This is a genomic window from Paraburkholderia lebeckiae, from assembly GCF_050436225.1.
In the GTDB taxonomy this organism is placed as follows: domain Bacteria; phylum Pseudomonadota; class Gammaproteobacteria; order Burkholderiales; family Burkholderiaceae; genus Paraburkholderia; species Paraburkholderia tuberum.
The window spans coordinates 3,973,087-3,990,880 of sequence record NZ_JBNDLU010000002.1 but is presented as its reverse complement, the minus strand read 5'-3'; the positions used below and the strand labels follow the sequence as shown (position 1 = coordinate 3,990,880).

The 17,794-nt window shown below is 59.7% G+C and carries 11 protein-coding genes and 1 pseudogene; 5 read left to right on the top strand and 7 right to left on the bottom strand.

Going from position 1 to position 17,794, the window contains the following annotated elements; genetic code table 11:
• Positions 1 to 9: 9 nt before the first annotated feature.
• A complete protein-coding gene (locus OKW45_RS32905; protein ID WP_429473048.1) occupies positions 10 to 1,947 on the bottom strand; it encodes an ATP-binding protein in 1,938 nt (645 codons plus the stop codon).
• A 665-nt stretch (positions 1,948 to 2,612) separates the two neighbouring features.
• Here OKW45_RS32905 and OKW45_RS32900 point away from each other — a divergent pair.
• From OKW45_RS32900 to OKW45_RS32890, 3 genes are all read left to right on the top strand, one after another.
• Positions 2,613 to 2,864 carry a hypothetical protein gene (locus tag OKW45_RS32900; RefSeq protein WP_429473047.1) on the top strand — a complete coding sequence of 84 codons (252 nt, stop codon included), beginning with the start codon at positions 2,613 to 2,615 and terminating at the stop codon, positions 2,862 to 2,864.
• Between the two features lie 439 nt (positions 2,865 to 3,303).
• Positions 3,304 to 4,770 carry a DUF262 domain-containing protein gene (locus OKW45_RS32895; protein ID WP_429473046.1) on the top strand — a complete coding sequence of 489 codons (1,467 nt, stop codon included), beginning with the start codon at positions 3,304 to 3,306 and terminating at the stop codon, positions 4,768 to 4,770.
• Positions 4,771 to 4,772: 2 nt separating this feature from the next.
• The gene (locus OKW45_RS32890; protein WP_429473045.1) at positions 4,773 to 6,770 is read left to right on the top strand and encodes a DUF262 domain-containing protein; all 1,998 of its coding nucleotides are present in this window, start codon (positions 4,773 to 4,775) and stop codon (positions 6,768 to 6,770) included.
• 236 nt (positions 6,771 to 7,006) lie between these two features.
• Here the strand turns inward: OKW45_RS32890 and OKW45_RS32885 are convergent, their stop codons facing one another.
• From OKW45_RS32885 to OKW45_RS32865, 5 genes are all read right to left on the bottom strand, one after another.
• Positions 7,007 to 7,723, bottom strand: a complete 717-nt coding sequence (locus OKW45_RS32885) for a hypothetical protein (RefSeq protein WP_429473044.1) — start codon at positions 7,721 to 7,723, stop codon at positions 7,007 to 7,009.
• Positions 7,720 to 9,693 (bottom strand): GTPase family protein, encoded by a 1,974-nt coding sequence (locus OKW45_RS32880; protein ID WP_429473043.1) that lies wholly within the window; start codon positions 9,691 to 9,693, stop codon positions 7,720 to 7,722. The genes OKW45_RS32885 and OKW45_RS32880 overlap by 4 nt, the downstream gene beginning before the upstream one ends.
• On the bottom strand, positions 9,690 to 11,894 hold the full coding sequence (locus OKW45_RS32875) for a hypothetical protein (protein WP_429473042.1): 2,205 nt from the start codon (positions 11,892 to 11,894) through the stop codon (positions 9,690 to 9,692). Before OKW45_RS32875 ends, OKW45_RS32880 begins: the two co-directional genes overlap by 4 nt.
• A 332-nt stretch (positions 11,895 to 12,226) precedes the next feature.
• Positions 12,227 to 12,355 carry a hypothetical protein gene (locus tag OKW45_RS32870; protein ID WP_429473041.1) on the bottom strand — a complete coding sequence of 43 codons (129 nt, stop codon included), beginning with the start codon at positions 12,353 to 12,355 and terminating at the stop codon, positions 12,227 to 12,229.
• Between the two features lie 91 nt (positions 12,356 to 12,446).
• A complete protein-coding gene (locus tag OKW45_RS32865; protein WP_429473040.1) occupies positions 12,447 to 13,451 on the bottom strand; it encodes a helix-turn-helix transcriptional regulator in 1,005 nt (334 codons plus the stop codon).
• Positions 13,452 to 13,684: 233 nt separating this feature from the next.
• Here OKW45_RS32865 and OKW45_RS32860 point away from each other — a divergent pair, with 233 nt between their 5' ends.
• Both OKW45_RS32860 and OKW45_RS32855 read left to right on the top strand, forming a co-directional pair.
• Entirely contained in the window at positions 13,685 to 14,626 is a 942-nt protein-coding gene (locus tag OKW45_RS32860; protein ID WP_429473039.1) for a diguanylate cyclase domain-containing protein, read from the top strand.
• Positions 14,627 to 15,314: 688 nt separating this feature from the next.
• A pseudogene (locus OKW45_RS32855) lies at positions 15,315 to 15,440 on the top strand (IS5/IS1182 family transposase); the annotation flags it as partial.
• A 164-nt stretch (positions 15,441 to 15,604) separates the two neighbouring features.
• Here OKW45_RS32855 and OKW45_RS32850 read toward each other — a convergent pair.
• Positions 15,605 to 17,740 carry a hypothetical protein gene (locus OKW45_RS32850; protein WP_429473038.1) on the bottom strand — a complete coding sequence of 712 codons (2,136 nt, stop codon included), beginning with the start codon at positions 17,738 to 17,740 and terminating at the stop codon, positions 15,605 to 15,607.
• Between the last annotated feature and the right edge of the window lie 54 nt (positions 17,741 to 17,794).

Below are 17,794 nucleotides of genomic sequence, written 5' to 3'. Positions count from 1 at the left end.
GTGTTTTCCTTAGTCCGGGACCGGTGCGGGCAACGCCAGCAAAGCTTGCGAAGACGTCTGCATCACCTTCGCAGACAAATCCGCCCCCGAGACGTCTTCGTAACGAGCCGGTATGCGCTCTTTGAGGCGAAACAGCCGCTGGTGCGCCGATCGGGTGATCTGGCCGTAGGTGACTGCCTGAACCCGACCTCGCAAAACGCCCTCTTCCTTGAGCTCTTTCTCGCGCGTCGTCTTCGCCGCAATCTCGTGCCCCACCACGAAGGCTCTAAACATCGGCGTCCCATCGAGCGCGCCGCTGCCGAGGAAGTCCTGCACATAGCCGTCGGCTTGGGTCATCTCGTCGCGTCCGATCGCGGATTTGCCCTTCTTGAGTTCGATGATCAGCACATTCTGGATGCGCGTGAGCGTCGGATCCGCCGGGTCGAATCCTTCGGTGCCGACGATTGAGCACGTCGCATCAGCCAGCACCACGATGTCGGGACGCTGTTTGTGATTGATGAAGGCCTCGGTGGACAATCTCTTCTTGAAGATCTTCTCGGCGGCCGTGCGCAAGCTGACATTCGATGAATATTCGCTGCTGTCAAATTCCGGCCCGAAGAGCCAGCGCGCTTGCGTGACCAACGGGTGCAGCGTGTGCAGTTCGTCCGTGGCCTCGTCTCCGCACAGCTTCTCAATTGCCGCAAGCACGGCCAGGCGATGGTCGATCTCGTCGAGCACCGACAACGCGTCGCGGACCGTCCACTGACTCAGCAGGCGGTCAAGGCCATCGATGTCCGATTCGTCAAGCTTAGTGAGCTTTTCAAGCAGAGCGGCGCCGCCGCGCGCCTTTTCCAAATTGATCAAGGCCTGAACCGCAGCGGAAAGCACGTCCTGTGAGACCGTGGGCGTCGTCTTCACGAGTTCACGCGCGAAGGTGGCCACCTCAGCGCGACCGAGCTGCGATAGCTCTTTAAACTGCTCGCGATTGCGAATCAGCGCCTCTTCCGAGCTCTCCTCCACCAGAGTGGAAGACAGAGACGCAAACATCTTCTGGGCATATTGCCGAACCGCCGCGAACAGCGCGTCCACGGCCGGCCCATTCTTGAATCGAGCCCAGTCCGGTTCGACCTCCGACATCCAGCCATCGCTGGTCTTGACCACAATCGAGTAGCGCTTTGCAAATCGAGCGCGACCGTCGAGGACCGCCTCGGAGCCGACAACCCAACCGGGTGTGCCGACCAAACGACCATTCACCCAGAAGGCAATCCCCTGGTAGCTCGTCGATTTGGCAACTCGCGTTGAGTCCACGACGTAGGCCTCCGCCGGGGGACACCCTTCGATTGAAAGGTCCATTCGCTCGATGAGCCCCGTTTGATCCGCCAACTCGACGGACTGACCGTTGACCCGCACAACGAACTGCGGATCGTGCAAGAAACGGGCGGACAGGATTTCGCGAATCCGGTCCGGGTTGGGCAGGTGCCGCTCGACCATCACCGAGAGCCTCGTTCCGTGGCCCGCTCGCAAGAAGGCGCCGTCCTTCTCGATCTTAAAAGGCGACTCCTGACCTTGCGTGCCGATCTCAAAGCTCGCGCCCTTGTCCTCGCGCCAGGTTTCTACCGAATATTGATCGGCGAAGCACAACAAGCCATGACGCCCGACGCCATTGTGCCCATAGGCCCGCCGCCGCCACCCCTTCCGCTCTGGCGGGAACTCCACGTTTGAGCTTTGATGCTTGGTCCGGTCATAACCGAGTTTCATCCACCGGGCCTTGAACTGGGCAGCCGTCATGCCGTGGCCATCGTCTTGAACCGTCAAGACGAGGCTATGCGTGGGCGGAATAATGAGATCGACCAGCGATGCTCCCGCATCCCAAGCGTTAGCCACCAACTCGGTGAGAGCAATCTCCGGGTCGTGGGCGATATGACCCAAGGTGCGGACAAGGTAGTTCTCTTCGAAGAGCGACCCCATCGAGTCGTCCGCTTTCCGCTTCGGTCTTGCCATTTCACCCCCGCAATTTGCCTGTTGCTCTTGTTCGTGGGTTTGGTCAGCGTTTAGCCGTGTCCACTTGCTGCGACAGCGAATGGCGAACCCTCGTTTCGATGCACACCCAATCGGCCGCAACGCCACTCACGACCGCGTGATTATCGCGCAAATTCAGGAAACGCTGACCTCGCGCCGGCCCTCGATTGGCAGCGGCCAGGTCGTTCAGGACAGCGCGCCCTCGCGCTCGCATTGGGTTGGTCGCTTCGAGCCGGGCACAGCCCGCTAAAATGAGCCACCCTATAAGGGAGGCCCCGCCTCGCCGAGAAGAGAGACCGCGCATCGAACGACAAAGCCCGAAGCGCTATTTGGTTGTCGAGGCGACGCCCGACGGCGGCGTGCAAGTGCACGAAATGAAGAAGTGGTGCCAGCTGCACCCCGAGCAAACGCCGGATCGGATGGCGAGAGTCCTCTCGGAGACGTTATGCTTCTAGGCACCTGTCCGTTGAAACTCGCAGGGAACAATCGGCGGAGCGTGGAGCAGGGCTCGGGGCAGAAGGCCCTACTCTTGACGGGACTCAACGCCGTAAACCAGCTAAGCAGGAAGGCGCCACGGCGTCGCTATGAACGCCGAAAAACAAAGGAAACGTCCCATGACGATGCAGGCCATGCCAATCCCGAAGAACGGTTCTTGTCCCTCCGGCTATCACTCGGACGGCAACATGTGCGTGCCGAACGCCAACGCCAAGCCGGCCATCCCAAAAAATGGCTCATGCCCGTCGGGTTGGCACAGCGATGGCAACTATTGTGTGGCCAACAGCGCGAACCCGAAAAACGTCTTGCCCAAGAGTGGATCTTGCCCGTCAGGTTACCACTCGGACGGCAACTACTGCGTCCAGAACTGAGCGAACGCCCATCGCGCCTCATCGGGGATCGCTGGCCGCACAAGGCGACGCGTGGAGAGGTTGCGGGGGTGGCACAAAGAATCAGGCACCGACGGCGCCTGGTGCGGCTGAAGACTCTAATCTTCGGCGTGTGTTCGGCGGTCGCCGGGGCAATCGGTCGACCGCTTTTTTTTTCGGTTCTTTGCGGATTTATAGGGGAATGGGCACGCCGGAGAACAAACTCACCGAACGAACACGTAGCACACGGGGCAGAACTAGGCGACTGCAGTCAATTGCCCATGCGGAGAGGCCGCCGGTATGGTCTCACTCCGAAGAATGTGTCGCGCTTCTGCATTGGGAGTTTGACCTATGACGGCTCCTCCAGAAATTGAAGCGCTATCGGAACGTTCGCGCCGAAGTAACAGACAATGCGGGAATTGCTCCAAGGACAGGGACGGAAATGGGTGAAAGGAATAACGCGACCGGCAATCCGGTCGACGTTGGTGTACGGAGCTTCAACGAATTGTTTGATGCGGCAGACTGGCCGCTGGCGGTGGATACGTATCAGCGCGGCTTTGTGTGGGGGGATGACAAGGTCGCGCAACTGATAGAGGATTTGGTCGCCTATCAGCGACAGCCAGCGCCCAAGCCGCCTTATTACATGGGCACGGTACTGCTCCACCGGAACGCCGAGAAGCAGAAGCGCTACGTGATCGATGGCCAGCAACGCTTGACCGCTTTATGCGTGCTCTACCACAGCCTTCACGACGAGCTACCGCCGCAATGCGCGTTGCGCTACTCGCCTGCGTCGGCGCGTTTGATTCGTGTGGCGGCACGTCAATTCCGGCGAGCGACGACGAGGCTCGATACGACGTTGCTCGAGAACGTGGTGTTTACCGTGGTACAGGTCGACCATGCGGACCTGGCGTTCACTTTCTTTGACACCCAGAACAATCGAGGCGTTCCGCTGCATGCCACCGACTTGCTGAAGGCGTATCACTTGCGTGCGGTCACCGGCGAAACGACCGCCCAGCAGGAAAGTTTGCAAAGACAGTGCGCCAAGAGATGGGAGCAACTGCAGAACAGCGCGCCGGTGATGTCGCACGAACAGGCGCTGGTACAGACGATGTTCACCCGCTTCTTGTGGCGAGCCCGGCGTTGGACGGGCAAGCGTGCGATCGAGGGCGATCACGATGCGCTGCTACATGAATTCCAGTTGCAAAGTTTGCAGGCGGACGGCGCACACAACACCGTCCCGCTCTATCAGGCCCGCAGCAACCGACGGGCCTTATCGCTAACCCTTGCCGAGGATGGCCACGGCGCGTTGCAATTGAGCGAGATTTCGCTGAGCCCGCATGCCGCCGACTTGCCTTTCGCGATTCGGCAGCCGATTCATCGCGGCCTGGGTTTCTTCCTTTACGCGGACAAATATGCAGCAATGCTTAGGCGGTTGATGCAGGATGAGACCGCCGAGCGCGACGTGCTTCGCTTTCGCGATGTGCACCGGCGGCTGGTCCGGAAGAACTCACTGTTCCTCGAGGAAATTTTCCTGCTCGCTGCGCTGTTCTACACGGACCAGTTCGGCAGCGAACGGCTGTGGGAATTCTCGCTCTGGCTGGAGCATGCATTGGGGGCGGTTCGGGTCGAGAAACAGCAGGTCAGGCAGGAGAGCGCGCAGAAGTTCTTCCGCGATGCGCCGGTGATGAACCTCCTCGACGTGATTGCCGGCGCCTTTCGTCCGGACCAGGTCATCGACAACCTGAAAAGTCAGCGCTACGACAGCTACCGGAGTGAAAAGATCGACATGGATAAGAGCGGCGTCCAGACCACGTACAAGCAAGCGGTTCTCAATTACTACGGACAACCGTCGGACCGTGGCCTCGCGGCGAAGAGCAAGTGGGTCGCGCAGCGACTGTCGGAGGGGTGAGCATGTCGACGATGCAATTGAACTCCGGGCTGTACAGCCTGGCGAAGCTGACGAACGAGCGCCCCCATTGGCGCTTCAATGTGCCCATCTATCAGCGGCTCTATGTCTGGGGCGCGGACCAGGTACAGACGCTTCTCGATGACCTGATCAACGCATTCGAGCGGGACGAGTCGCTCTTCTACCTCGGAGGCGTGCTGATGGTCGAACAGTCCGCTCCCAACGCGGACGTGGTGCCGTCCGAGCGCGTGTTCGATCTGATTGACGGTCAACAGCGCTTCACGACGCTCTGGATGCTTTCTCACGCGTGGCGGCATGCGCTTGAGCCGTTCCTGACGGTGCCGGCTGGTCGGACGAAGAAATCGAGGCTTCGGTTCGCCATTCGCCCGGAGGTCAACCGGATGATTGACGCGTGGGCCAATCAGGATGCGACGTTCATCGAGTCGGACGAGGCCGGTCTCGAGCGCATGGGACGAGCTGTCGAGTGCATGAAGCAGGCGTTTGCCGCTCGGGCGCAAGCGGCGTCAGGAACGGCCAAGACGATCGATTGGAACCGCCTCACCACATTCGTGTTCGACAAGGTGAAATTTGTGGTGACCGAGGTGCCACGCGAGACCGACCTGAACAAACTGTTCGAGGTGGTCAACAACCGCGGGGTTCAGCTGCAGCACCACGAGATCCTTAAGGCGCATATGCTGGAAGCGCTGGACGAGCGCGAACGCGCGGGTTTCGCAGTGCTTTGGGGCGCCTGCGCCGACATGGACAACTATTGCGAACGGAACCTCGCGGCGCTGTCCGGTTTGCCGGCCTACGAAGTCCATGCGCTGTACGCAGGCAAGCGGCTTCGCAATGGCAACGCCGTGCGCGACGAGATCGGCAGCCGCCTGAAGGCGACCGGCGACCATCAAGCGCTGGACATGGCGGCCATCCTTGGCGTCGAGTCCGACGACGCCGACGAGGCGGCCGAGGAGGAAACCGCCGTAGCCCCTGGGCGGGTGCGCTCGATCGTCGGGTTCCCGTTGTTGCTGCAGCATGTGCTGCGCATTTGGCTGTGCCAGCGCGAGCGCGCCGACTTGCCCCGTATCCTGGACCGCGAGCTGCTGACGCTGTTCGATGAGTATTTCTTCAGCTCCGAAACAGGCGCGCAGGATGTGCGCGAATTTATCGACCTGCTGTGGCAAGTGCGGGTGCTGTTTGACTTCCACGTGATCAAGTGGGTGGACCGCGGCGACGAGGATATCCACCTGATCAGCAGCGTGACGACAAGCACCACGACGACCAAGAATGCGAACCGGAGCTACATCAACCGATCGAGAGACACCGACTCGCATCGCGGCTTCGCGTTGTTGCAAAGCATGCTGTATCACTCGCAGGAAATAACGACGCACTATTGGCTGACCCCGTTGCTATCGTTCATGATGCAACGCCCCGATGCACCGGTCGATGAGTATTTTCAGTTCCTGCAGAACCTCGACAACCAGTTGCTTTGCTCGGTCGCGGACGCCCCCCTGGCAATCCGCACACGCTCGTTCATGGAAGATCCGTGGCAGCGGCGGAGCCTCGTGTACCGGGACGTGCTCACCCAGCCGGGCGGCGTGAACTTTGCGCATTACTGGTTCTACAAACTTGAGTTCGTGTTGTGGCATCAGCAGAAACGGAAGTCGGACGAATGGCAGCGCTTCAGACTGACCGCGAAGAACTCAGTCGAGCATATTTCACCGCAGACGCCGAGCAAACGCGACGACTACCGGGTCGACAAAATGATGGACCGATTTGGCAATTTGGCGCTCGTCTCACGCAGCGTCAACTCAGAATACGGGAACCTGCCGTTCAACGAGAAACGCCAACGCTTCCTGAACAGCAACAAGTCCAGACTCGACTCGTTGAAAATGGCACTGATCTACGAAAACGAAACGTGGAGCGACGAACGAGCACAGGCTCATGAGCAGGACATGCTGGAGTGTTTCGACCGTTACATCACATCGTGCAGTAGCGGTTCATAGCGGAAAGCTGGACGATCTCGAAAGAAAACAGGATTGCGTGTCGTGGTGGCTATGCAATCCTGCTTGGACGCCTTGCACTGAAGTGCTATGTTCGCTTGCGGCTGTGTGCGCGCAGACCGATTGCCGACGATCTTGGTTACAGTCGACAGTACCTTCGTTCAAGCGCATCAGGTGTATTAACCGAAACTCACCCTGCCCCTGCCAGGTGGCTGTCGAGACGTAAAATCTGGAGATTATCAGTGAGGCGACAAAGATAAAATTATAATAAGAATTCCGAATAATATCCCCAAGATGCCGAACCATCGCACCCTGCGCTGCACGACACCTACGCGCTTGATTACCTCGGCCAGCCCAGCTGCCAGCGCGTCGAGACTGGCCTGATGCTGCGCCTGCAACTGCCGGTCGAGCGATTCCACGGCGCTCTTCAGTGTTTCGTTTTGCTGGTCGATGCCGGTTCGCAGCATGGCCACCGCTGCGACCAGCCGCGCATCGGTCACCTGCTTTTCGGCGGTGGCTGCAACGCCTTGCGCAGTCAACGCCGAGAGGCCGGCTTTGATCTGTTGTCCACTCTCCTCGACCTTTGTAGTCAACTGCGTTTGGAGACGCTCGTGGCCAGTGCCGATCGTCGAGATGTCCTGCCGCACTTCGTCGAGGCGGCCCGTGAGCATCTCGCCCAGTTCTTCGCCGTTTCGTTGCGCCGCTTTCTTGAGCGTGCTCAGTCCGTCTTCGACTCCCTGCACCTGGCCGACGAGATCGACCAGCGTGGTCTCCTTGACGGTGCGCATCGCTTCGTCCACGTCGATCACACGCTTTTCCATGCCGACGAGCCTCGACGTAACCTGCTCAAGCGACCGGCTCATCACCCGGGTCAACAGCAGACCGAGTTCTTCCTCTTCCTTCTGGATGCTTTCCTCCAGTTCCGGATCTGCGTAATCGAAGTCTTTTGCGTTCATGGTTGTTGTCCGATCAGTATGTTTCTACGTTCTTCGCCCATTTGAGCCGCCGAGAGGTACAGCAGCAACGACTCCGACGGCGTGGCGGCCGTCCGCGCCTCGCGCGTGCGCTCGCGCAGTGCGCTCAGATAAGCCTCATCCAGATGTCGCCGGAAGCTGCCGCTCGCCGCGCGCTCCCTATCTAGGCGCTTGCTGAACGACTCGCGCTCGTGTTCGCGCGCGGCAACGGTTTCGCGCTGCGCCGTGCGCCGGCGGTCCACTTCGTTCAGGTCGAGGCGGCCTAGGCTGATGTGCGATTCAGCGAGCCTTTTCTCGAGTTCGGCTCGCTCGATGCGGTCTTTGGCGACCGTCGTCCAGTGCTCGACGAGCCGTTTGATGACGGTCCTCGCGGCACTTCCCATTTCCCAATCGAGTAGCATCTTGTCGGCCCTGAAGTCGTCCGAAACATTAGGGAAATACTCGTCGAAAATGTACTTTGAGAGTTTCAGTTTGATTGCCGGGAACTCACCATCGAGGGTCTTGCGCAGCCGGCCCGCATCGGGCTCCTCTTCCGGGGTGATATCCACCCAGAAAATTTCGTTGCCGTCTTGCAGCAGAGTCGGCCGATAATCGCGCGCGCGCGTCAATAGTTCCGACGAGTAGCGCACGATCTGAAGCGAGAAACTTTTCCGGTTTGTATCGAGCCCCTTTCGCAATTGCCCGCCACGCTCTTTTCCCCAATCGGCGATCACCTGGCAATCAGGCTCTATTGCGGCCAGCACCTGTTCCTTCAAGGCACCGACATCAACCAACCGCTCGATCTTCTGCTTCGCCAGATCGAGCCGGTTCGCGACCTGCGCATACTCCTTATCGAGCTCCGCCAGCTTCGTTCGCTCCGTCTCAAGCGCCTTATCGAGTTGCTTGAGATGCGCCGCCTTCACGTTATCCGCGGTTACGTGAACCTGAATAGCGGAGCGAAGACGTCCATATTGCGTGGCCGATTCCTCGATGTCGTGACGAAGTTGCTGCTTGAGCTGCTCGATGACCGGATTGACGCGCTCATGGAATCCGTCGCCGCGCGCGGCCTGGCTCGCCCACGAGTCGCCGAACTCCAGCGGGAACAGCAAATCCGGCGGCACTTCGCTTTCAGGCAGCGGCCGCCCGAAAGTCTCGATCTGTTCGCGCAGGCGCTGACGGAAATACTTCGCGTCCAATGGACCGCCGACGGACTCCGCAGCCTTGCGCTGCGAGTCGGGCGTGAACGAATACGTGGTGACGATACGAAAGCGCTGCGGGATGATGCGCCAGTCCTGAATGCGCGGCAGCGTCATCGCATCGGGATTCAGGAAGGACAGATCGTCCGCCCGCCCGACAAGTAGAATCAGGTCCGCGTTCGGCACAAACTTCTCGGCCATGTCCGTGACGTGCTCCTGCTCCGTGTCGTCGCGCGGATTGTCGCCGGGCAGATCGAGCATGCGCACGCGCAGCGTGCCGTCGGTCGCGGCGTCGAAGCAACTGGCCGGGATCGAGACCTTGACGGGTGCGTCCACGACGAGCTGGCCGGAGGACATGTTCTCGCGCAACTTGCCGAGCTCCTCTTCCATGGCCTTGTCGTCGTCCAGCACCTGTTCGGCCTTCCAATAGAGTCGCCAGCGGTCGTCGGGCGAACGGCGATATTCCATTGCCGTAGCCGTGGCCGATTTGCCGATCTCGCGCCCGCCGCGCAAGACCCTGGAAACGCGCACCGCATGCTGCGGCGACACACCCATCAGATCGAGCAGCAGTGTCGTTTTGCCGACCTGCGTGCGGCCGAACACGACAACGTAGGCCTCGCCGCGTGCGTCGCCGGTTGGGAAGTGGGCGCGCATTTCCTCGCCCAGGCTGCCGATAAAGCGTCCGTAGGCGCCGAAGGCCCATTTGATTCGCTGCGCGCTCAGTTGCGCCCATCGTGCGGCGAGAGTGGGCTCGCCCGCTGGATCTCGTGCGTTCATGCGGCGAGCAGCCCCCGATAGATATCGAGTGTCTTGCCCGAGCGCGCGATCTCGTCGAGCAGATCGAGCCGGTATTGCTTTGCGTCCGCAATGGCCTTGGCGAGACGGTCCTGGCGCATCAGCGCCTCATCGAGCTTGAAGCGGCGGCGCAGGCCTTCACTCAGGCGATCACGCAGATGGCCCATCAGGTCGTCGAAATGCGACATGAAATGGCGTTCGTGCAGATCCTGAATGCCTTGCAGCGCTGCATAGGCGTAGCTGCGGACCTGATTGTCGTACTGCCGGACCTCGCGCATGCCGGCATAGACGAGAAAACCTACCGTGGCGGCGGTCGCCACGACCGCGCCTATGGCCGAGACCGCCGTCATCGCGGTGGCGGCGGTCGATGCGGCCGTCGTCGCGCCGGTCGCCGCGGCTTCGGTGGCCTGGGCAGCACCGAGGCCGAGCACTTTCAGCAGCGGGGCGACGGAATTCATCTGGCCGTCCGCGAAGAAGTCGATCGCCATCACGACTGCCAGGCCCTTCAGAATCGTGCTGGTTTCGGACTGGAACGCCTGCAGCTGGCCGCGGACGTTGGTCAGCGACGTCATGAGGTCGCCGTCGAGGCTGGCCTGTACGCCGTGCTCGTCGAGCCTGACAAGCCCCGGAAGCAGGCTGGCCGCGCGCACGTACTCCAGACCGAGCGCGGGCAGCAGCTTGATATTGGCGTCCAGCGCCTTGCTGGTCTCGATCTGCGTGTCTTCCTCTCTGACCTGGCAGAAGAGCGCCTTGAGGTCGCTGATCGTGTCGTCGGAAAGCTTTTTCCACGCGACAGCATTGCCTTTGTCATCCGCGTAGCCAAGACGCTGGGGTACCGCCGCGTCGTTGGTCAGTTTCGCGGCGACGGGCAATGCCGGGGCACCCAGCCGTGCCTCGACGAGCGTGGTGACGATCTGAATGAACGAGTCGCCGACCGGTCCACCATGGTCCCACGCGCCAGCAACGTCGGCCTGCAGCTTCTGATGGCTTTCAGTCGCCTTATCGAAGAGTCCTTTGACCTTCTCCACGAACCCTTCGTGATTGTTCTTAAGACGCTCCTGGAGGTTATCCCATGCGTGTCCGGTACGCGTGCGCAACATCTGCTCGATCTGCCTGCGATACTTCTCTCGCAGATCGCGATTCGAATCATCGAACGCGTCCAGACAGCGGCTCACGATTGCCTGCGCGCTGTCCGAATCGTCGTTGCGTGCGAGATACGTGCGCGCGCGACTTTGCACGGTGGACAGCACGCGGCCCAGGTCGGTCCCGACCGTTTCTTCCAGATTGCCGAGCTGCGCATTACGATGCTCGACCGTGCTCGCGCCCAGCTGTCTGATCGCCACTTCGAGCGCGGGCAGCCATTGCTTGACGTAGTCGGCATCGGTCACGCCCGCCGTGATCACGCGACGGTCCGGCTCGGCGATGTCGAACGTCTGCGCCGCGATCGTGCGCATCGCCTGCAGCTTCTCCGCATTAGACGCCAGTTCTTCCGTCTTGGTGACGACGACAAGCGTGTCGAGCGTCTTGAGATCGTCCTGAAGCGCGTCGCCGAGAATTTCTTGTTGCTGCTGGTTTGCGAGGCGCGTGCTGTCGGTGACGATCACGCAACCCGCCGAGCCGATCATCACCTGACGCATCATCGTCTGCCACAAGCGGTTTTCTCGCGTCGCGCGCTCGTAGCCGGGAAGCAGCATCAATGCCTGCCGCGTGCCGGAAAAGAACTTCGGAGGCACGCGCAGGACGGGCAGCAGCACATCGGAATCGGCGCCCCCGCATGCTTTGCGAAACTCGCGTGCGTCCTTGACCGGATCTTCCATCAGCTCGCATTGCTTCGTTTGCTTGTTGAAAACGAGCCGGCGCAGGTAGCCTTGCGCCGTGGTCGCGTTCTGATCTTCAAGGATCAAGACAGGCAATTGCTCGCCGCGGCCTTCGTTGGCGTTGAGCCACGACGACTCATCGCACGACAGGTCGTACAGCTTTGCGAGCAAGGTCGTCTTGCCTGCACCTTGCGACCCGCCAATGGCGACTATCGACAGTTCTCCCAGCACCTGCGCCAGCAGCAGCCGCTGCATCACGGGCCGCAGTTCCTCATCGATACCCGGACCTTCCAGCACAGCACTTGCGCCTCTCAGCGCACGAAGAGACTGATTCAGATTATTGAGCAGGAGCTCGGGAGAATTCATGGTGAACCTTTCTGGTGAATAACTTGCGATGCAGCCGAATTAGTCCGTGGCACTTCAATCACATGCGCGGCCAGACCTGTCTTAATCGCGCGGAAACCCGCTCGACCAGATTGGGCTGCAATCGGGCCAACGCCTGTGCACCACACCGTGGGCAATGGGAACGGATGTCCACGTTCGGAACCAGGACATCGCTATGCGGGGCAAATGTATGTTTCCATCCACATTGACTACATTTCAACGTAAAGGGCGCTGGGCGTATTGGCATATCGCTTCCGGCTGCTTGTTCGTCATACGCGACGGGTTATTTCAAACCTGCCATTCCAAAGGTCGATTTATCCCTTCTGCGCATCGGACTTGACCGAATCGACATACGCGCCAACTGCCGCAGTTCCCGCCACGGCTGCAACGAAAACAATCGCGAAGGCAGCCAGATGTTGCAGCGGGGAATAATTATTAAACATGGTTTCTCCTGTTCGAGGTTCGATAAAGCAGCATCGATGTGCTGTTCTCTCAAGATAAACACCCCATGAGACAAATCATGTCCGAGCATCACTATGCGCCCTGTCCTTCGTAAATCGCGCCCAAAGCCTTTGCTTCTTCCGCCAGTTCGGCCCGCAGGTTCGCCGGCTGCAATACCTCGACGTTCGGTCCGAACGCCCTCAGCCACCACCTCAGTCGCTGACTCAACAGCACCGTGCCGCGTACTTCAAGCGCATCGCCATTTTGGGCAGCTTGCTGGTCCTCGGACAGCGGCGCTTCGAGCAGATGGTTCCCCGCACCGTTCCTGAAACGCAGCCTCAGGTCGATTTCGCCCTCCACCATGAAGTCGAACTGACGTTGTTCCCGCACGTATTCCGAGAGTCGAAATCCACGTGGATAGGCAAACGACTCCGGCAACATGGTTGCGCATGCGAGACGGTCGAGCCGGTACATCGCTGGATGGGGATGGCGCTGCATCTCAGCCACGAGATAGACCAACCCGCCGACCTCCACTAACCCGAGCGGGTAGATGGTCTTCGATTCGGCATTGTCGATCTTCGAAGGCGGCTGGTAAACGATCTCCAGTTTCTGCTCGTTAAAGAGCGCCTGCGAAACAGTTGCGAAGATATCGGAATCAACCTCGGGATATCGCAGCGCGAAGCCGCCGGTTTCGACCTCGATCTTGTCGATCCATTTACGGTAGCGCCGCTCGTGCTCGTTGTTGACCGTCGCCAGACGCTTGCCCGCCACATCGAACAACGGTGAAAGCGTTTCGGCCACCAGCGCCGGAATCCGCCACGTTGAAAAGCGACGCAACGTCTGCAGGGCGAGCGCCTCGTCGTGCGTCATCATGCCGGCCGCCTTTGCGGCAAGGCCGCTTGCTCCTGCAACCTTGCGCCAATACTTGGCCCTCCCGCGCTGCTCCATGACAACAAGCGAATCTTTGAGCATCTCTTCGAGCCGTCGCTGCACCGTCTTCACAACCGGCGGATCGAGCAGCATGACGCTGAGCTTGCGATGTACGTCGGGAGTGGAAATTGGCTCTTCGCCCCTGGCAGCATCGGGCAAGACCTGCATGATTTCTCGATCCAGCATGTCGGAGGTGGAATAGGGGTAGAACTGTTCAAGACTGCCTTAACGGCACATTTCCGAAGTTCTTTAGGCCGCGACTTCACAACGCATATGACAGCGGTCGCCGTCCACCCCGCGCACTACCGCCGGAAACTACTTTCCATAACAAGACACAATTTGTCCCATTGGGCCTCTAACCTACACGATCAGGGAAAGACTCGTTGACTCAGGGAGGCAGTTTGGAAAGCGAGAAACCTCTTGTTCCGATTACCGCAGCTCAACGAATCGTGCTGCGTGCAATGATCTTTGAACATTGTCCGGACGGCCTTGTGATCACCGATGCCCGGGGATGCGTGATCGAATCCAACACCTCACTGATGCGTATGACCGGATACCGTCCTGATGAAATCCAGGACAAAAACCTGCGCCGCCTTTGGGCTGGATATTTCGACCGGACGCTCTATCGGGCAATCCGCAAGTCCATCGCTTCCACGGGCTGCTGGCAAGGTGAAATGCCTGGCCCGCTCGTGTACGACGGCGCGCATCGCTATCCACTGCGCATCAATGCTATTCCCGACGACCACGGGAATACGGTCGCCCTCATTTGGACGCTTATTGACGATACCCGTCTATCGGACATGCGACGTGAAATGGTTCGGCTTGCGCACCACGATCCACTCACGGGGCTACCAAATCGCCTGCTACTGATGTCGAGACTGGAGCACATGCTCGACCGCTATCGGAAGGATGTTCCCGGCGCGGTCTTATTCGTTGATCTCGACGGATTCAAGCTGGTTAACGATACGTTCGGACATAAGACTGGCGACAAACTCTTGCAGGCAGTCACGGCTCGGCTCAACGCCCGCCTGCGGCACACCGATATGCTGGCTCGCCTCGGGGGAGATGAGTTCGTCATCGTTCTGGAACAGATCGCGCACGAGCAAGATGCCGCCATTGTTGCCGAGCACATCATCCAGCAGATCCACACGCCGTTCACGCTTGCTGACGGTACCACCGTACGCATCGGTGTCAGTGTGGGCATCGCCCTTTTGCCACAAGACGGGAAAAATCCAGATCAGCTTCTTGAGCACGCCGACCGTGCACTTTATTCCGCCAAAAGGGCCGGCAAGGGAGCCTATCGATTCTTTGAGAGTCATCAACAGACGGAAGACGCGCAGTGAAGTTGCCCCTGTAATACCAGACACAACTTCACACTGAGGTTGCCGAATCCACCGAGCTCCGAAACTAGCGAGGCGAGCGGTATTTCAGCACGCTATGGGGATGCTTCTCGTTGTAATGCTCGAACGCGAACGTTGTACGACTTCGCGACCTCGGACACGTCCACCTGTGTCACGGACAGAAAGCCCAAGCGCACCAATGCGCGCGATGCCGACGAGGAGTTGATGAAGGCGATCAACGCTCGCAATCATTGACACGACTTTTGCCAGCGAAAGAACGGACAACAGCCGGCAAGAACAATGCTGACGACATGAGGACTATCGGCATGCGCGACAGTTCAATTTCTGGCAGGAGCCAGATACTCGCCAGCTCCTGTTTTTTTTTGGTTCTTCGCCGATCTGCAGGGTGGAGGCAAGGGTCTCAACACGACCCGTTTCGGTCAAATGCCTCCTAGCGGCCACAGCGGCGGCTTCTCGAAGCATAGCGGCCAGCGGGCGTCGCTCGAATTCCGTCGAATCGCATGACGGATCGCGCAACAAAAGGCATTTTCTACGCCATTCAGCGCATTGCCGCTAATCCAATCGTTTGCAACATTGAAAACATGCGAGCATCGACAGTCATGTATGTGGGTTGCCGCACTGACGCGCTTCGCCTGTGCGACGTAGCTTCATCGCACAACACCACCCATCAGCACAGCTGCATCATTTTCGTCGCTTACGTATTCGCTTCGAACGTCGCGCTGACATTCACGAAGCGTTCCTCAAACTTCGCTGCTGCTTGATCTGGAACACTCTTAGGCGTCAGCAGTCTTTATGAAACCGTCTTAAGCTCAGGTTGGCCGGCTGACTGCAGAATTCGCACAGGCTCGTGCTGCACTAGCTGAATCGCCGCCCGCGTGTCAGCGGCACCTCCAACGCCCCTCTTCGATGAGGGGCGCTTTTTACCGTGGCGGCGGGTCGACCGGCCATCACGGCACACGTTCAGGTTCCGCCGTCTACCGCCGCTGCCTGGCCATCCGAGCGCTCCTGCGGGGGCAGAAAGTCATCGGGGATGGTGCGCACTTGTGCAGTGGTGTCGCGCGCGTAGTTCTCAACGAGATCGAGGTACGCGTCGCAGAAAACACGGTACTCAGGCGAGTCATACCAGTAGAGCATGCCCGGCGCGTCGTGGCCCTTGATCTCGATCCTATCGTCGGGAAACGGATCGGCCTCCATAAAGGAAGTCGGCGATGCCTGGTAGATGTAAGGACCGAGAGCGAGAAGATGGCCCGGGATCAATATGCCCCGCAAGGTGGCGCGCGGACGATATTCGAAAATTTTGCACTTCCCCTGGGTGATGCGGCGTATGAGCACCTTGGGCAGGTGACTGCGCTGGGCCTGGATTCGCGCGGACTGCATCTTCATTTCGGGATCGGCGATCTTTGGCGACTGCACAAAGAGATAAATGGTTGCCCCCGCGTCCATCAGCGCGATTAGAACGTCCTCGACTTTCACGGCGGAGTACTGCAGGACGATAGCTGTCTTGATCTTGCCGCGATGGCCCTTGATGTAGCGGATGACGTCGGCATAGACGGTTTGCTGGTCGGTGGTAACGCGGTTGCTCCTGAAATCAGAAGGGGTCACCACCCCCTCGGCTGAATCAGCCTTGCCCATCAATTGCTCGCGCTTGCCATTCAAGGCCCGCGCGTCTTTTATCGCTTGTTCGAGCCCGGGATACCTTTGATCAGAAGGGGTCACCCCCCCCTCGGCTGAATCAGCCTCGCCCGTCAGTTCCTCGGGCTTGCCATTCAGGGCCCGCGCGTCTTTTATCGCTTGTTCGAGCCCGGGATACCTGTGCTCCACGGACAGCCCGCGGGGGTCGTCCGAATACTGGTCGATCTTTCTTTCTTTGAACCGTTCAAGCACCGTATCGCAATCCTCTCCATGCTCGAAGAGCTTGTTGAAGTCGCTCCTGAAGCAATCATAGGGCGCCTGTTCGCGCGCTTGATCCTTGCGCACAATTGAGGTTATGAATAACGCTCCACCTTCGCGCGACGGAAGGTAGTGCTCGACAAACACGCGCTCCTCCGTCATGAGCATGCAATAAGGGACCGCGAACGTCCGCAGCAGCTTCACCTCGATGCGCCTGTTCTTCTGATTCACCTCGGTCGGCCTGATCGTCTGATGGGGTTTCAGGGTGTCCAGTATCTGGTAGATTGCCTTGCGCGCATCCTCAAAACCGTGCAGCGGCACGCGAGCGGGATTGCGTGTCCGGGGCACGGTTCGGTCGACCTCGATGTCCGTCTGCGAGGGCTCCAGAACAGGATCAAAAGGGTTGGCGAGCAGGATCCTCAGCGAAAAGTCCGGCCGGGCCTTGAGTTTGCGTTCCAGATCCTCCACTAGCCACCCCTTACCCTCGTCCTGCGCGCCTAGCATCTCCTTGTGTGTCCGTCCGACAATCCAGCAGTGCTGCTCGGCGCTTCGCAGGGCTTTGCCGAGTTCTTCCCTGAAGTAGTGATTCCGTTCGTGGAATCCAACCACTCCCAGGGCGCTCGATCGGGAGAGCAGCGATAAGCTCTCGACCATCTGGTCATACTGTTTCCTTAACGAGGTATCGCGGCTCGTCTGTTTCCTCCGCATGTCCCATACGGTCTTTTCGATGGCCGCAGAAACTCTGCGCGTCCTATCACGCAGATCTGCGGTCGTCTCATTCACTGACGTTTTGAGGTCGCGCACGGGGTCACCGAACATCTTCTCGTGATACACCGTGTCGAACAGCCTCGCCACGACTGCGGCGACCATAAGCGCGATGCCCAGATCGCGCAGCAAGCCTCCGGCGGCCTCATCAAGGAGGTCTGTCCCGGCGTGTCGCATCGAAGGCAACGCCGCATAGATTAGCAGCAGGAAAAGACCGGCCGCCCCGGTGGCGCGGTGCCCGATCCACACGTGCTTTCGCGGCCCGCTTCCCCGCCTGCCCCTTGGAATGAGCAGCCGGGCCCAGATGCGGGGGCCACGCGTGCTTCGGTGCCCGCTCGAGGGCCGCTTGACCTTCGGAATAATCTGCCGAGAGGTCCAGGTGCGGGGTCGCGCGTGCTCCGGCGCCTGCCCGGGGTCTTCTTTACTTTCGGAATTCTTCACGAGAGCCCTCCTCGCGTTCTGATCAGCGACAGCTTACGACTGAGGATGCGCGCC

Bases quoted from the DNA above. Each gene is read 5' to 3' on its own strand.
- OKW45_RS32890 (WP_429473045.1), top strand. From the start codon at position 4,773: ATGTCGACGATGCAATTGAACTCCGGGCTGTACAGCCTGGCGAAGCTG.
- OKW45_RS32865 (WP_429473040.1), bottom strand. From the start codon at position 13,451: ATGCAGGTCTTGCCCGATGCTGCCAGGGGCGAAGAGCCAATTTCCACT.
- OKW45_RS32885 (WP_429473044.1), bottom strand. From the start codon at position 7,723: ATGAACGCAAAAGACTTCGATTACGCAGATCCGGAACTGGAGGAAAGC.
- OKW45_RS32895 (WP_429473046.1), top strand. From the start codon at position 3,304: ATGGGTGAAAGGAATAACGCGACCGGCAATCCGGTCGACGTTGGTGTA.
- OKW45_RS32870 (WP_429473041.1), bottom strand. From the start codon at position 12,355: ATGTTTAATAATTATTCCCCGCTGCAACATCTGGCTGCCTTCGCGATT.
- OKW45_RS32875 (WP_429473042.1), bottom strand. From the start codon at position 11,894: ATGAATTCTCCCGAGCTCCTGCTCAATAATCTGAATCAGTCTCTTCGT.
- OKW45_RS32905 (WP_429473048.1), bottom strand. From the start codon at position 1,947: ATGGGGTCGCTCTTCGAAGAGAACTACCTTGTCCGCACCTTGGGTCAT.
- OKW45_RS32900 (WP_429473047.1), top strand. From the start codon at position 2,613: ATGACGATGCAGGCCATGCCAATCCCGAAGAACGGTTCTTGTCCCTCC.
- OKW45_RS32880 (WP_429473043.1), bottom strand. From the start codon at position 9,693: ATGAACGCACGAGATCCAGCGGGCGAGCCCACTCTCGCCGCACGATGG.